We start from the raw sequence: 14,142 nt of genomic DNA on the forward strand, positions 1-14,142 counted from the left end.
CACCTAAGACGGACACGACGACCACGCAGGCCACCACCAAGAAGACCACCGGCAAGCTTGCCGCAACGGGAGACCGTACGCTGGCCGTGGTCGGCGCATGCCTCATTGGCGGCATCTTCGTCATCATGCTCGGCATTATCTGGAAGCGCCGCCGCTAAGCTACACCGCCGGACCTTGCAGCCCCGCCGTGCAGACCTTATATCAAGCACAGAAGCCCGTCCGATGTGATCGGACGGGCTTTTTGGTGGGTATCATGGTTGAATGATCATGAGGAGGTTTCCCTACATGGAATTGTTTGAGCCAATTCTTCATTTCTTTGCACAACGATGGGTCCACAACATCATCTGGGCGGGTATCTTGGCCATCGGCACCGCCGTTGCCGCCAAGGTCGCGTCCAAGACCCTGCACCACCTGCTTAGCCGCGACGATAACCCACTCCCTTCATCGAGCATCTTCATCAACATCGCGCGCGCCATCATCTGGATGATTGGCGGCAGCTTTATCCTCGACAACTGCTTTGGCATTAACGCAAACGCCCTCGTCGCCGCTCTTGGCGTCGGCGGCATCGCCATCTCGCTCGGCTTTCAGGACACGCTGTCAAACCTTATCGGTGGCATGCAGGTGACCTTTATGGGCATCATCAAGCCCGGCGATAATATCGAGGTCGGCGGCGTGTCAGGCGTGGTCCAAGACATCACCTGGCGCCATACGACCATCGAGGACGCCTGTGGGCAGACCATCATCGTCCCCAACTCCAACATCTCCAAGAACACGCTCGTGCACTTGATGCCCTTTGGGCGCGTGGCCGTGCCCGTTGCCGTAAAGGACACGTCCAAGTGGGCCTCACTGGACGCGCTGGCAGACGAGCTCACGAGCGCAACCAAAACGGCCGTCTCGCCCATCTCGGGCTTTGACAAGGAGCCGTATGTGCTCTTTAGCGAGATCGGCGACTTTGGCATCAAGGGCAAGATCATCTTTATCGTCAGTGACGACAGCACCACCTTTACGGCAGCCGACGCCTGCATCCGCGCCATCGCCCCCATCATCGCCTAAAACCACCGCAAAGGGGACAGGCACCTTTGTGGTGGTTTCGCATCGTGGTACCATGGTTCATATCGTTGTTTAAACGACTAAGGGAGTAGACACCATGGAAGAGGCCTATCGTCAAGCACGCAAGCGCGGCGAGCAGGGACGCCGTCGCGCCATCAGCCAAAGCGAGCACCCGTACCTTACGGACCTCGACGGCCTCGTTGCCCAGCTCCCCTTAGGTCAGCGAGAGAGCGTCGGCCTGAGGGACATTCCGCTCGAAATGGTCGTCGGCACGGTCACCAAAGGCCGTCAGTCTGCCTTTTCGTGTAACTTTATGCCCCTGCTGCCGTTTAACACCGAGTTCGCCCGCAAGTGGTCCAACCTCTACGACATCCAGGTAACCGAGGGTTATCGCGACCCCATCATCGTCACCGAGTTCATGCATCGGTTCTATGTCCAGGAGGGCAACAAGCGCGTCAGCGTCCTCAAATTCCTGGACGCCCCAACGGTTTCGGCCAAGGTCACCCGTCTCTACCCCGGCAAATGGGACTCCGTCGAAAGCCGCCTGTACGGTGAATTCTGCGCTTTTTGGCGCGTCTGTCCCCTATACGAGATCGAGTTCTCGCGCGAGGGAAGCTACGAGACACTCGCCAAGATGCTCGGTCATAACCTTATCGAAAAATGGCCGCAGAAAAAGGTCGACTACCTGCGCCACACCTTCTTGCTCTTTAAGCGCGCCTACCTTCGCGCCGGCGGCGACCATCTGGACATTACACCCGCCGACGCCATGCTCGTATACCTCAATGTGTACAACCAAGACCGTCTGCTGGACACGCCGACGGACATCGTCGTAAACCGCCTGTGCAAGATTTGGCGCGAGTTGGTCATTGCCGGCAAAAATGACGAGGACAAGGTCGATCTTGTCGAGGCACCGAGTGTCGATGAGGAGGAGTCACCCTCCAAGTCCACCTCCGGCGTGCTCAACTTCTTTATGGGCAAGACCGTTTATTCGGCGGCCAACCCTCTGCGCATCGCCTTTATCCATGAATTCCCCTGTGCATCGTCGAGCTGGGACAGCTTGCACGACCAAGGGCGTCAGTATCTCGACGAGCACTTTGGCGGCATCGTGCGCACCGAAGCATTCGAGGACTGCCACAATCCGGACGTGTTCTACGCCGCCGTGGAGACCGCCGTCAAGCACGGGGCGAAGGCCATCTTCTCGACTTCACACCGCCTGATGGAATATACGCTCAGGGCCGCCGTCGAGTACCCCCAGGTGCGATTCCTCAACTGCTCTATCGGCCTTCCCCACCAAAGTGTGCGTTCGTACTTTGGCAAGATGTACGAGGCCAAGTTTCTCCTGGGCGCCCTTGCCGCCAGCATGGCGGACAACCATCGCATTGGCTACCACGCGTCGGTCTTCGCCTCGGGCGCGCTCAGCGAGATCAACGCCTTTGCGATTGGCGCCTCGCTGCTCGACCCCCGTGCGCAAATTATCCTGACCTGGGGCGATGTGCCCGCCGGCGGTCTTGCCGAGGCCATGTGCCGCGAAGGCGTGAGCGTCATGACCGGCGCCGACATGTCAAAGTCGCTCGAAGACCCCACAGCCTACGGACTTCACCGCCTGGTCGATGGCAAGGTTACCGGCATTGCCATGCCGGTATGGAACTGGGGCCGATACTACGAGCTTATCGTGCGAAGTCTACTGCATGGCACCTGGGATGAGACCAGTGACGCCAGCCAGGTTCGCGCCGTCAACTACTGGTACGGCATGAGCTCGGGCGTTATCGACATTCGCTACGCTCCGGGCCTGCCCTATCAGACGCGCAAGCTTGTTCAACTCCTCCGCAATGGCATCGTCGAGGGCTCCATCAATCCATTTGGCGGCGAGCTCCATAGCCAAGACGGCGTGGTGCAGATCGAGGGCTTTCCCCCACTGCCGAGTACGCAAATCGTCGAGATGGACTGGCTGGCCGACAACGTGGTGGGCACCATTCCGCAACTCGACGATGAGCCGAAAGTCCACGCCCTATGAAAATCCTTGCCATAGCCGATACCGAAGAACGATGCCTATGGGAGTGCTTTCGCAAGGAGCGCTTTGAAGGTGTCGACCTGATTTTGTCCGCTGGCGATCTGGACCCGGACTATCTTGAGTTTTTGGTCACGGTCATCAACAAACCGCTCATCTACGTGCGCGGCAATCACGATGACCGCTACGCACGTCATGCACCGGGCGGCTGTATCTGCGTCGAAGACACCGTGTACGTGTATCGAGGCGTCCGCATTGCGGGGCTTGGCGGCTCCATGCGCTATCGAGATGGTGCCAACATGTACACCGAGCGCGAGATGGCCAAGCGCATGCGCAAGCTGTCCCGCAAAGTGAGGATGGTCGGCGGCTGCGACATCTTGCTCACCCATGCACCCGCCGCCGGCATGGGCGACCTGGATGATCTGGCACATCGAGGATTCGAATGCTTTAACACAGCGCTCGAGTCCTGGAATCCCGACTACATGGTGCACGGGCATGTGCATCAGAGCTACGGTCCCGATTTTCAGCGCGAGCGGCAACACGCGTGCGGGACGACGATTATCAACGCCTGCGGCTATACGCAATTTGAACTTGACGAAACGCACTACCCCATCCGTGGCTGGCAGGCAGCTTGGCTCAATTCGCAAACCATGCGCCGCGAGCTCAAGCGCCACGAGGCCATCGAGTCCTCAACCGCCAGAACACCCTGGTAACCACTTTTAAGGCTTGACGCTGCGCCGGCCCCAAGTGCCCCATCTCGCCCCTCAAGCCGTCGCTCGCGTACCAAAGTACGCGTCGTTCCTCTTTCGGGGCGACCTGGGGCACTTGGAACCGGCTCGCTGCGATGCCATAACATTGACGCCAAAGTGCCTAAACCACCACAAAGATGCCTGTCCCCTTTGTGGTGGTTTTGGCCCGAGATAGCAAGAAACCCGGTCCTGCACGAGGCAGAACCGGGTTTCTTTAGCAATGCTTGCTTTGCTCAGGCAGTAACTGTTAGTTACTCAGCCAGGAAGTCACGCTGGACAGCGGGATCGACCTTGACGCCAGGGCCCATGGTGGAAGACACGGAGATGGACTTGACGTACTTACCCTTAGAAGAAGAGGGCTTGACGCGCAGAATCTCGGTGTACAGGGCAGCGTAGTTCTCGACGAGCTGCTGCTCAGAGAAGGACTTCTTGCCCAGGGGCACGTGGCAGATGCCGTAACGGTCGGCGCGGTACTCAACGCGGCCGGCCTTGAGCTCGGAGACCATCTTGGCGACGTCCATAGTCACGGTGCCGAGCTTGGGGTTCGGCATGAGGCCACGGGGACCAAGGATCTTACCGATGCGGCCAACCTTGGCCATCATGTTCGGCGTAGCGATAGCGGCATCGAAGTTGATCTCGCCCTTCTGGATCTGGGCGACGAGCTCGTCGGAACCGATGATGTCGGCGCCGGCAGCCTCGGCCTCGCGAGCCTTCTCGCCCTCGGCGAAGACGGCAACACGAACGGTCTTGCCGGTGCCGTGGGGCAGGGAGATGGAACCACGGATGTTCTGGTCAGCCTTACGAGTATCGATGCCCAGACGGAAATGGGCCTCGACGGTCTCGTCGAACTTGGCGGTGTCGAGCTCCTTGATGAGCTTGGCAGCCTGAAGGGGGGTGTAGAGCGTGGCGCGGTCGATCTTCTCGGCAGCGGCGTTATAGCTCTTACCATGCTTAGCCATGTGCATTACCTCCTGTGGTTAAACGGGCGTGAGCCCTCCCACATCGTATCGTGTGCCCTATTGCACACATATAACGGGCGCCCCGGTCGGAGCGCCCGTCATTACCTAAAGAAATCGCTACTCAGCGATGGTGACGCCCATGGAACGGGCGGTACCGGCGATGATCTTCTTGGCGGCGTCAATGTCGTTGGCATTGAGGTCCGGCATCTTGATCTCGGCGATCTTGGTGAGCTGCTCCTGGGAGAGCTGACCGACCTTGTCGGCCTGGGGCTTAGCGGAACCAGACTTGAGGTTCAGCTCCTTCTTGATGAGGTGAGCCGCCGGCGGGGTCTTGGTGATGAAGGAGAAGGACTTGTCCTCGTAGACAGAGATCTCAACGGGGATGATGTCGCCCTTCTTGTCCTGCGTCTCGGCGTTAAAGGCCTGGCAGAACTGCATGATGTTCACGCCAGCAGCGCCCAGGGCGGGGCCGACGGGAGGAGCGGGGTTAGCTGCACCAGCAGGAATCTGGAGCTTAATGACGTTGGCAACCTTCTTCTCAGCCATGGTCATTCCTTTCGAATCACGAGTGTGAAGTACTTGCTATATCGTAAGCACGCACGTGTTAGAAGCACTCCTGAGATGAGCAGTCACAGAAGAAGCACGCTCGCGCGAACGGACGAAAATCTTAAGCGATGACAGCGACCTGGTTAAAGTCGAGCTCGACCGGCGTCTCGCGGCCAAAGATCATCAGCGTGACCTTGAGCTTGCCAGCCTCGGTGTTAACCTCGGAGACCTTGCCATCAAAGTCGGTAAGCGGACCATCGGTGACGCGGACGGACGTGCCGACCTCAATATCAACCGAGGTGCGCTTGGGCGAATCGCCCTTACCGGGACGACGAGTCATCTTGTTGTACTCGTCGCGGGAAAGCGGAGCGGGCTTGCCGTTGCCGCCCAGGAAACCGGTGACGCCAGGCGTGTTACGAACACACGTCCAAGCATCGTCATCCATCTCCATGCGGACCAGGACATAACCCGGGAAGATCTTGGAATCCTTGGTCTCACGCTTGCCACCCTCTTTAATCTCGGTGACACGCTCCATAGGAATCTCGATATCAAAGATACGGTCCTGCATGCCCATAGTCTCGATGCGATGCTCGAGATCGGACTTAACGCGGTTCTCGTATCCAGAGTAAGTGTGAACGACGTACCAACGCTTAGACATGGTTTAGCCCCTCAATCCAGAGAACAGAGCAAGAGCCTCGCCAAAGCCAGCATCGAGCAGAGCGATGACGACGCCGACGACGATCAGAGAAGCGCAAACGACGACCGAGTAGTTCACGAGCTCCTTCTTATCGGGCCACGTGACACGCTTCATCTCGGACTTGACCGAAGCGAAATACTTCTTGGTGCGGGCGAAGAAACCAGGCTTCTCGTTCTTCTTGGACTTCGCAGCCTTCTCGTTCTTCTTGGCAACGGCCTTCTTGGCCTCAACCTTGGAGTTGGCGGCAGCGTTGTTGGCAGGCGCCTGCTGCTGAGCCTTCTTCTTGTTCTTCTTGTTGGCCATTTGGGTTACCTCCGCGCAATGCGCTTATACATGAGTAAACCGTAAGCCCCCAATTGGGAGCTTACGGAATAATGACTGGCACGCCAGGAAGGACTCGAACCCTCAACACTCGGTTTTGGAGACCGATGCTCTACCAATTGAACTACTGGCGTATGTGACTAGAGACTAGCGAGTCTCTTTGTGCAGCGTGTGGTGACGGCACCAGGGGCAATACTTCTTGATCTCCATACGATCAGGCATGGTCGACTTGTTCTTGGTGGTCGTATAGTTGCGGCGCTTGCACTCAGTGCACGCAAGAGTAACTAGAGTACGCATGTATCCTGAACCTTTCATTTCCGCCCCGTACGGGCACGAGTTAATACTTTATCAGCTCTACGTAAGTGCTGTCAACGAAAACCTCGAATCAATTGGTTCTCGGTGAACCCATTCATATTTGGAACACATCAATGGAGCCAACGAGATCTAATCGACGGTGCACCCAGGACCATTATCGATCCTCTCGACGTCAGCAACGGCTCAATATCCATTGCAGAAAAGAACCCGGCACCCATATAAGTGCCGGGTTCTCTAAGTCAGCTATATCAAAGAGCTAATTTACTCAATGATCGTGGAGACAATGCCCGAACCGACGGTGTGGCCACCCTCGCGGATAGCGAAGCGCAGGCCCTCCTCCATGGCGATCGGGTGGATGAGGTCGCCCTCGATGGTGATGTGGTCACCAGGCATAGCCATCTCGGTGCCCTCGGGGAGCTTGACCGTACCGGTAACGTCGGTGGTACGGAAGTAGAACTGAGGACGATAACCATCGAAGAACGGGGTGTGACGGCCGCCCTCCTCCTTGGTCAGAACGTAGATCTCGCCGGTGAACTTGGTGTGCGGGGTAACCGAACCGGGCTTGCAGAGAACCTGGCCGCGCTCGATGTCCTCACGCTTGATGCCGCGGAGCAGCAGACCGACGTTGTCGCCAGCCTCGCAGAAGTCCATGGACTTACGGAACATCTCGATACCGGTAACGACGGTGTTCTGGGTATCCTTGATGCCGACGATCTCGACGGGCTCGTTGAGCTTGAGCTCACCGCGCTCGACACGGCCGGTAGCAACGGTACCACGGCCGGAGATGGTCATAACGTCCTCAACGGCCATCAGGAAGGGGAGGTCGTTGTTACGAGCAGGCGTCGGGATGTACTCGTCGACGGCCTTCATGAGCTCGCGGATGGCGTCCATCCACTTGGCGTCGCCCTCGAGAGCGCCCAGAGCGGAACCACGGATGACGGGAATGTCGTCGCCGGGGAAATCGTACTCGGAGAGGAGCTCACGGGTCTCCATCTCGACGAGGTCGATGAGCTCGTCATCGTCGACCATGTCGCACTTGTTCAGGAAGACGACGATGTAGGGAACGCCGACCTGACGGGCGAGCAGGATGTGCTCGCGGGTCTGAGCCATGGGGCCGTCGGTAGCGGCGATGACCAGGATAGCGCCGTCCATCTGAGCAGCACCGGAGATCATGTTCTTGACGTAGTCAGCGTGGCCCGGGCAGTCAACGTGAGCGTAGTGACGGGCAGCGGTCTCGTACTCGACGTGGGAGACGGAGATCGTAATGCCGCGCTCGCGCTCCTCGGGAGCCTTGTCGATGTTCTCGAACGCAGTGAAGTCAGCCTTGCAGCCCTCGGTCTCGGAGAGAACCTTGGTGATGGCGGCGGTCAGCGTGGTCTTGCCGTGGTCGACGTGACCAATGGTGCCGATGTTAACATGCGGCTTAGTGCGCTCAAACTTCTCTTTGGCCATAAAGCCCTCCTCTTAACAGGTCGTCCCCGGACGGGACTTTGCCTTTATACCATAGTGGCCTCTCAACATACTATTGAGAAGCCACCGTGTTACCTATGGTAGCGGTGACTGGATTCGAACCAGTGACGCCACGGGTATGAACCGTGTGCTCTAACCAACTGAGCTACACCGCCGGATGGAGCCTGCAACCAGACTTGAACTGGTGACCTCTTCGTTACCAACGAAGTGCTCTACCGACTGAGCTATACAGGCACTTGACGGGTGGGAGCTATAGGATTCGAACCTATGTAGGCAGAGCCAACGGGTTTACAGCCCGTCCCCATTAACCACTCGGGCAAACTCCCAATCGTTCAAGTATCCGCAGGTTCTTTGGTCTTTTGGACCGCCGCCCCCGCGAACGAAAAAGATAATACGATGCAACCTTGGGGGCTGTCAACGAAAACCTCTAGATACACGGTGCCGGGCGTATCTATATGCCTTTGACCTGCGTTTTTGTTGAGTTTAGATATGAAGGGCGGTGGATTTCGCTACGCTGGTGACATTTCCCAAGGGAACACTTTGGCACGGTGGAGTACGCCTGCAATATCGACCCTCGATAACGACCCTCTTGCACTATTACATAGGTTGCGATCGGACTTTTCCGGCACGAACGAGCGTGGATTTTCTCCCGTTTGAAATCGAGCGTGGATAATCTCCCTCTTTTAGCACGGCTTCGAACCCAAAGTGGCAGATTATCCACGCTCATTCATTAGGCGGGAGATTTTCCACGCTCGCACGTCCAGAAATCCACGCTCAAGGTAAACGGCTGGGCCCGCTCCCGCTTTTGTCTCTATCTGTAACATTTAGAGAACATTTTCTCCCCTATCTGTTACAGATCGAGATGTTTCGCAGAGACTCTGGCTTACGTCTCATTCTGTAACAGTACGAACGGTTTTCCGCCCCTTCGTGTTACAGATCGAGACATTTATCTATTCTCGCCTTACATCCACGACATCTGCCCAGTCAATAACGTCGTAGTCATCATCGCTTCGCCAGACGACACACTTGGGTCGTGAATCCGCTTGTGCTGCATCGTCCCTCGCCGCTTGTGGACGACTCGCAAAGAAGCGCCCAAGCTCAGCTCGCGGCAAGATAATCCCTTGCACGCTCCCGCCACCCGCAAGACACACACGCGCCCAGCGACCAGCCTTTTCATATAAGAGCCAATTGGCAACCTGCGAAGATCTGCCCTCAGGCACTTTATCCCCTGGAATATCAGGAACAAACATGGGGTCGACCTCCTCCAGTTGAGCAAAGCCCATCCCCTCCAAACGCGAACCAAGTTTTTCCTTAGCGTAACCGCTCAGCTCGCGCTTGATCATGCCTGCAATACGCCGGGCCGTCCTACCATGGGGATCAAACCGGCTGCATCCGCGCTCATAGGCAGCCAGCGCATCCATAAGCACGTAGACCTCGCTCAAATTGAGCGGCAACGCCAGCGGGTGTACCGAAGACCTGAATTCGCCGCGATACCCAAACTCCTCGGCTACGCACATGCCGCCGATACGCACGCCATCGCGAATCCTGGCACGGCGCTCCCCCACCGCGTTCTTGCTGCACAGCAAAACGTTATAGGCGATGTCTTCCTGCGAACGCTCTTCGTGGGAAACGGTGAGCATAATCAGGTCTGCCTCTTCACCGCCAATAAAGGAATCCTTGAGCTCGTAGCCCTTCATGCCTTTGTTAGGCGGCTCAGCTGCAAGCAGCGCAAAAAGCTCGTGCACCTGATGGTAGAGCGCTAGGCGTCCCTCCAAATATGGACCATCGGGTCCATTTGCATACGCCTTGATATGCATCCGTAAGGCCCCCGTGTCGACGGGCGCTACCGCCATCTGGCTAATAGCATATCCCTCGCCTGGACGGGAAATCATATCGTTGAGCTCGACCGCATCTGGCATGTTTCTTTTTATGTACTGTCCAAGCAGCATTGGCGGCGCCCGCCTTTCTAATCTTTAACCTATCGATTTTTTCTCTTCGAGTCCATCTCAAGATAGCGTTGGATTTTGTCGAGCGACAGATTGGTCCGGCCCAGGGACTCTGCCGCCGTCAAAATCTTCTGTGCAAGATTTGATCCAAAGTAGTAAATCACATCTCCATTGGCGATGCGCTCAACGTATTCGTCTCCAATCTTATTAATGAGGGAGAAAAACTCGGGGCACAGCATGGGATAACGCTCAGCTATTTCCGTAATCCCCGCACGGCCAAAATCGGCAACGTCCTCGCACTGCCGCTCAAGATCTTCGATACCGTGGCCATTAAGGCCGCGCCCGCAGGAAAAAGCAAGGCCGCGAGACAGGGCAGTTTTGACGCGTTGCCCCTGCTCGTCCGATAGCTTTCCACCCAGCAGAGCTCGCATCATGACCTGTCAGCAAGCGTACGTAGGTCGATAGAGAAAATCGACACGTGCATCACTGGGCATATCGCGATCGCTGCTCAGAGGAAAGCAGCCGTCTTCTCGTTGCGACTCGAGAATGACATCGAGGGACTCGCGCCAATCCGGATCGTCATCCAAACCATAATCGCGAAAATAGCGCAGCAGCTGCACCTGCATATCCATGACACAAGTACTGACGATCGGCTTACCTGTTGCCCTGTTCCTGCCGGCAATGTCGCAAAGAGGGTAAATCATGGTCTTCTTCCTTTCCATAGACCTGATGCCAGCGATTCCGTTTCGCTGACCTTGTTGATTCCATTCTCTTTTGTGGGGCCATATCAGACGACCAAGCAGTGCTTGGTTATTGTGGGCTGGAGGGTTAACTGGGCGGAATCACATACCGTTGCAGCTGCACCCATACGCAACGTCGTCGAGACGCTCCACCCTCTACCTTCCGCAGGTACGACACTTCACAAGCAACAAATCATCGCCAGAATGTTTTACGGAGATAAGGTCAATCAGCTCGGAGAATTTCGCAAGAAGGCACGCTTGGTCACGTACTGTGCCCTTGCCATCGCCGTCGTATTTGCCCTCATTGCGGGCGGATTCTCCAATAGGCTCAGGAGTGTCGTGGCCGTCGACAACGCTCGCGCCATTATCGAAAGCTACCATGGTAAGCGCCCGCTTATTCGACTGACGCTTTAGGCGATACAAAACGAAAGCGTGCCGGCGGCCACGGGTTGTTGCTCAACAAATACACTGCCGCCTGTGGCATACTTTATTCACTAATGCATCGATAGCATCGAGAAAGAGAGTGTCATGGTCCCTTCGGGTAACGGCTGCAGCCAGATCATCATCATCGCTTTGGGCGTTTGCCTTGGCCTGACTATGTTTGCGGTCTGTGGCTAAACGATTCAGATCTGCGCTTATTTCCAGCGCAAATCTTCTGCCGTTGCTTGCCGGCATCGTGTATCTCGTTAACAGATACATTGCGAGCTTCGACTTTTTCCTCCCCTACAACTTCGCCCATTATCAGCTCGGAGATCTGTGCGGAGGAATCATTTTCCCCGCCTACGTAAACGTCCTCTGCGAAACGGTGAGTGGGAAAACGCCGATATGTAGCCTCGCAAGCAGTTTGGCATTATCGGCGGGATGCTCAATCTGCTGGGAAGTACTTGCGCCCATGGTAGTCGAGTTTAGTACCCCAGATCCACTTGATGCCTGCATGTACGTTGCCGGCGGCATCTTGTACCTCGCAGCTTTTAAGCTGACGACGGTCAGTCGAATATAGCCGCATATACAAGAAACGGGCCCTGTCCCACAAGGGAACAGAGCCCGAAACTCTCATGGAGCCAGTGACAGGAATCGAACCTGCAACCCACTGATTACAAATCAGTTGCGCTACCGTTGCGCCACACTGGCACACTTGGCGCTTTCGCGCGAAGCTAGATAAGAATAAAGGAATTGCGGACGAGGCGCAACAGGCCCTTTGACCGACCACATCTCAAAACTATTCGCCAGAACGAATAGTTTTTATTACAATGAAGAAGATAAAACTATTCGTTCTGGCGAAGGGTTTCACGATGTTGACCACGAAGGAAGCTGCAGAGCTACTCGACATCACCCCGCGCAGGGTGCAAGAGCTCATAAAAAACGGAGCGCTTGAGGCACGCAAGGCTTCTGGTGTATGGCTCATCGACAAAGACAGCGTCAACGCACGACTCCGCTCCGTGACCAAAACGGGGGGACGCCCCCGTCGAGGCCATGGAAAAAGCGAGATTACGTTTACCCTCATGAACCGCACGCACGAAGTCGCCCAGCTGGTCTACAGCACATCGCGAAAAGACTTTACCCACATCGGTGCCGACATCGATTACATCCACGCCCCTATTGGAGTACTTGGCCCCAATAGTCCCGTGTCGCTCGACTCTTTCCGCATTTGGTGGCGAGGCCGCGGTATCCCGCTCGCACGCATTGGGCTAGCCTCCCTGCTTGCAGAAGCCGCAGTCGATGTTCCCGATGAACTCGTACAGCGAAATCTTGGCCTCTCCTTATCCGACCAGTATTGGATTAGGCCCCAAGACTCCGGTCTCGCGTGGAAAGATATTAACTTCTTCAATAATGCTTTTGATGACGTCTCGCTAACCATTGCACCCTTCGCCCCAGAGGGCAAGGCAGCTGCCGCAAAGCCCGACAACACCTCGGACGGCAATCTTCAAAAGTACTGGACATGCGAGGATGACCGTCGAATTCTCCACAAAGCAGGTGCGCATCTAAACCAGGAACCTTATAACGAGCTGGTGGCGACTGCACTTCACCGTCGCATCCTAAACGCCTGCGATTATGTGCCTTACTCGCTCGAGGGCACGGGCACTTCCGCCCTGAGCATATGCAATGTCTTCTTAACTGATGAAGAAGAGTATGTCCCTGCGTTCTATGTAAACCAGCATGCAAATGCAAACGAGCGACTAACCGATTACGAACGGTATGTAGCAAACTGCGAGGAGCTTGGAGCGACAGTTATAAAAGACGCCCTTGACCGCATGATCGTATGCGATGACATCATTGCCAACTACGATCGCCATTGGCGCAACTTTGGCCTCGTGCGAAACGTCAACTCACTGGTCTGTAGACCAGCCCCCATCTTCGATTCGGGCTCATCACTCTGGTGCAACATATCACTAGAGGAGCTTAGGGCGGGAGAGCACAGTTTTACCAGCGCACAATTTCATTCAAGCCCCGCCAAACAAATGTTGCTCGTCGAGGACATGGGCTGGTTTGACGGCGACAAACTCGAGGGCTTTGTCGACGAGGCGATCGAGATTCTGTCTAAAAACGACGCGCTCACGGCAAGGCTGCCATATCTAAAAGAGGCGCTTACATGGCGCCTCCGTAGAATGATCGACATCGCTGAATGGAGTTAGCGAGACAGCGTCGCGCCGTCAGCTCCCCTACCTCCCGCGCAGGGCCTTGAGCTTGGCCAGGGCATCGGGGCTCAGGCGACTGCCCAGAGTCATCTTGATCTGCGGGGCTTCCTCGGCCTCGTGAACGTCGTTATCGATCTGTTTGATCTCGTCCACCAGCATACGGCTCGAGATGCGCGTGACGCCCTTGCCCATGACGACGGCCTGGATCGTGCCGTCACTCGACACCACGGAGCACGCGCGGCCTTCCTCGCGTGCCTCGATGCAGAGCTTCTGCACCACGGTATCGGCAGAGACGCCCGTCGGCGAAAACTCGATGCGCACGCCACGGGCCGGCAGGTTGGGGCGCTCGCTGGAGATATTGCCCGCGCCGTCAAACACGATTACGGCCTCGTAGCGGCCTTGGGCAAACGCGGCAACGTCGTTGATGAGGGCGGTGCGCGCCATATCGTGAACGTCGCTGGAATACGGATCGTCGGAATGGTCGTAGACGAGCTTTTCGTAGCGCGGCGTGCAGTGGATCACGTTGTAGCCGTCGACCACCAGCAGCTCGGGCTTATTGGAGTGCACCGTCGAGACTGGATCGGCGATGGCCTGCGCAAACGCATTGCCGCCCACACCATAGGTCGCGGCCGAAACAATCGGCTTGGCCGAGCCCTCGCCAAAGCGCTTGGCCTTGGACTTGGCGCGGTTCTTCTTGGACATGCG

15 protein-coding genes and 5 tRNA genes are annotated in these 14,142 nt (G+C 56.6%); 5 read left to right on the forward strand and 15 right to left on the reverse strand.

Translation table 11 applies throughout. The features are described 5' to 3' along the window. Positions 1–285: 285 nt before the first annotated feature. The 3 genes from AB5405_RS04155 to AB5405_RS04165 all read left to right on the forward strand — a co-directional run bounded on the left by AB5405_RS04155 (position 286) and on the right by AB5405_RS04165 (position 3,771). Positions 286–1,053 (forward strand): mechanosensitive ion channel family protein, encoded by a 768-nt coding sequence (locus AB5405_RS04155; protein ID WP_368137698.1) that lies wholly within the window; start codon positions 286–288, stop codon positions 1,051–1,053. A 94-nt stretch (positions 1,054–1,147) separates the two neighbouring features. Beyond that, positions 1,148–3,064: a BMP family ABC transporter substrate-binding protein gene (locus tag AB5405_RS04160; RefSeq protein ID WP_368137699.1), complete on the forward strand. Its 1,917-nt coding sequence runs from the start codon at positions 1,148–1,150 to the stop codon at positions 3,062–3,064. Then, on the forward strand, positions 3,061–3,771 hold the full coding sequence (locus AB5405_RS04165) for a metallophosphoesterase family protein (protein ID WP_368137700.1): 711 nt from the start codon (positions 3,061–3,063) through the stop codon (positions 3,769–3,771). The genes AB5405_RS04160 and AB5405_RS04165 overlap by 4 nt, the downstream gene beginning before the upstream one ends. A 287-nt stretch (positions 3,772–4,058) precedes the next feature. Here AB5405_RS04165 and rplA read toward each other — a convergent pair whose 3' ends face one another. The 13 genes from rplA to AB5405_RS04230 form a co-directional block, all read right to left on the reverse strand. Beyond that, positions 4,059–4,766, reverse strand: a complete 708-nt coding sequence (gene rplA / locus AB5405_RS04170; protein WP_368137701.1) for a 50S ribosomal protein L1 — start codon at positions 4,764–4,766, stop codon at positions 4,059–4,061. Between the two features lie 117 nt (positions 4,767–4,883). After that, a complete protein-coding gene (rplK, locus tag AB5405_RS04175) occupies positions 4,884–5,312 on the reverse strand; it encodes a 50S ribosomal protein L11 (RefSeq protein ID WP_022093893.1) in 429 nt (142 codons plus the stop codon). 121 nt (positions 5,313–5,433) lie between these two features. Then, positions 5,434–5,970, reverse strand: coding sequence for a transcription termination/antitermination protein NusG (gene nusG, locus AB5405_RS04180; RefSeq protein ID WP_099432095.1), 537 nt, complete (start codon positions 5,968–5,970; stop codon positions 5,434–5,436). 3 nt (positions 5,971–5,973) lie between these two features. Beyond that, on the reverse strand, positions 5,974–6,312 hold the full coding sequence (gene secE, locus AB5405_RS04185) for a preprotein translocase subunit SecE (protein WP_006234983.1): 339 nt from the start codon (positions 6,310–6,312) through the stop codon (positions 5,974–5,976). Between the two features lie 76 nt (positions 6,313–6,388). Next, positions 6,389–6,464, reverse strand: a tRNA-Trp gene (locus AB5405_RS04190). 13 nt (positions 6,465–6,477) lie between these two features. Further along, on the reverse strand, positions 6,478–6,627 hold the full coding sequence (gene rpmG / locus AB5405_RS04195) for a 50S ribosomal protein L33 (protein WP_022093895.1): 150 nt from the start codon (positions 6,625–6,627) through the stop codon (positions 6,478–6,480). A 279-nt stretch (positions 6,628–6,906) separates the two neighbouring features. Then, positions 6,907–8,097 carry an elongation factor Tu gene (gene tuf, locus AB5405_RS04200; protein WP_035137538.1) on the reverse strand — a complete coding sequence of 397 codons (1,191 nt, stop codon included), beginning with the start codon at positions 8,095–8,097 and terminating at the stop codon, positions 6,907–6,909. A gap of 96 nt (positions 8,098–8,193) precedes the next feature. Further along, positions 8,194–8,270 (reverse strand) — tRNA-Met (locus AB5405_RS04205). A 3-nt stretch (positions 8,271–8,273) separates the two neighbouring features. Beyond that, positions 8,274–8,349: transfer RNA gene (locus AB5405_RS04210), tRNA-Thr, on the reverse strand. Between the two features lie 10 nt (positions 8,350–8,359). Further along, positions 8,360–8,441: transfer RNA gene (locus tag AB5405_RS04215), tRNA-Tyr, on the reverse strand. Positions 8,442–9,065: 624 nt separating this feature from the next. Further along, the gene (locus AB5405_RS04220; protein WP_368137702.1) at positions 9,066–10,064 is read right to left on the reverse strand and encodes a hypothetical protein; all 999 of its coding nucleotides are present in this window, start codon (positions 10,062–10,064) and stop codon (positions 9,066–9,068) included. Positions 10,065–10,093: 29 nt separating this feature from the next. Further along, a complete protein-coding gene (locus AB5405_RS04225; protein WP_368137703.1) occupies positions 10,094–10,495 on the reverse strand; it encodes a hypothetical protein in 402 nt (133 codons plus the stop codon). Between the two features lie 6 nt (positions 10,496–10,501). Then, positions 10,502–10,765, reverse strand: coding sequence for a hypothetical protein (locus tag AB5405_RS04230; RefSeq protein ID WP_368137704.1), 264 nt, complete (start codon positions 10,763–10,765; stop codon positions 10,502–10,504). A 294-nt stretch (positions 10,766–11,059) separates the two neighbouring features. Between AB5405_RS04230 and AB5405_RS04235 the strand changes: the two genes are divergently transcribed. After that, positions 11,060–11,215: a hypothetical protein gene (locus AB5405_RS04235; RefSeq protein ID WP_368137705.1), complete on the forward strand. Its 156-nt coding sequence runs from the start codon at positions 11,060–11,062 to the stop codon at positions 11,213–11,215. A gap of 642 nt (positions 11,216–11,857) precedes the next feature. On the opposite strand, the gene AB5405_RS04240 is transcribed toward AB5405_RS04235, so the two are convergent. Beyond that, a tRNA-Thr gene (locus tag AB5405_RS04240) sits at positions 11,858–11,932 on the reverse strand. Positions 11,933–12,051: 119 nt separating this feature from the next. Between AB5405_RS04240 and AB5405_RS04245 the strand changes: the two genes are divergently transcribed. After that, complete coding sequence (locus AB5405_RS04245; RefSeq protein ID WP_346979497.1) at positions 12,052–13,434, forward strand: DNA-binding protein; 1,383 nt, start codon at positions 12,052–12,054, stop codon at positions 13,432–13,434. Between the two features lie 27 nt (positions 13,435–13,461). On the opposite strand, the gene AB5405_RS04250 is transcribed toward AB5405_RS04245, so the two are convergent. After that, positions 13,462–14,139, reverse strand: a complete 678-nt coding sequence (locus tag AB5405_RS04250) for an NYN domain-containing protein (RefSeq protein ID WP_006234978.1) — start codon at positions 14,137–14,139, stop codon at positions 13,462–13,464. Between the last annotated feature and the right edge of the window lie 3 nt (positions 14,140–14,142).

The sequence above is a fragment of the Collinsella aerofaciens genome (assembly GCF_040920445.1).
GTDB classification, from domain to species: Bacteria; Actinomycetota; Coriobacteriia; order Coriobacteriales; family Coriobacteriaceae; genus Collinsella; species Collinsella aerofaciens_BH.

Bases quoted from the DNA above. Each gene is read 5' to 3' on its own strand.
- AB5405_RS04155 (WP_368137698.1), top strand. From the start codon at position 286: ATGGAATTGTTTGAGCCAATTCTTCATTTCTTTGCACAACGATGGGTC.
- AB5405_RS04160 (WP_368137699.1), top strand. From the start codon at position 1,148: ATGGAAGAGGCCTATCGTCAAGCACGCAAGCGCGGCGAGCAGGGACGC.
- AB5405_RS04165 (WP_368137700.1), top strand. From the start codon at position 3,061: ATGAAAATCCTTGCCATAGCCGATACCGAAGAACGATGCCTATGGGAG.
- rplA (WP_368137701.1), bottom strand. From the start codon at position 4,766: ATGGCTAAGCATGGTAAGAGCTATAACGCCGCTGCCGAGAAGATCGAC.
- rplK (WP_022093893.1), bottom strand. From the start codon at position 5,312: ATGGCTGAGAAGAAGGTTGCCAACGTCATTAAGCTCCAGATTCCTGCT.
- nusG (WP_099432095.1), bottom strand. From the start codon at position 5,970: ATGTCTAAGCGTTGGTACGTCGTTCACACTTACTCTGGATACGAGAAC.
- secE (WP_006234983.1), bottom strand. From the start codon at position 6,312: ATGGCCAACAAGAAGAACAAGAAGAAGGCTCAGCAGCAGGCGCCTGCC.
- rpmG (WP_022093895.1), bottom strand. From the start codon at position 6,627: ATGCGTACTCTAGTTACTCTTGCGTGCACTGAGTGCAAGCGCCGCAAC.
- tuf (WP_035137538.1), bottom strand. From the start codon at position 8,097: ATGGCCAAAGAGAAGTTTGAGCGCACTAAGCCGCATGTTAACATCGGC.
- AB5405_RS04220 (WP_368137702.1), bottom strand. From the start codon at position 10,064: ATGCTGCTTGGACAGTACATAAAAAGAAACATGCCAGATGCGGTCGAG.
- AB5405_RS04225 (WP_368137703.1), bottom strand. From the start codon at position 10,495: ATGATGCGAGCTCTGCTGGGTGGAAAGCTATCGGACGAGCAGGGGCAA.
- AB5405_RS04230 (WP_368137704.1), bottom strand. From the start codon at position 10,765: ATGATTTACCCTCTTTGCGACATTGCCGGCAGGAACAGGGCAACAGGT.
- AB5405_RS04245 (WP_346979497.1), top strand. From the start codon at position 12,052: ATGAAGAAGATAAAACTATTCGTTCTGGCGAAGGGTTTCACGATGTTG.
- AB5405_RS04250 (WP_006234978.1), bottom strand. From the start codon at position 14,139: ATGTCCAAGAAGAACCGCGCCAAGTCCAAGGCCAAGCGCTTTGGCGAG.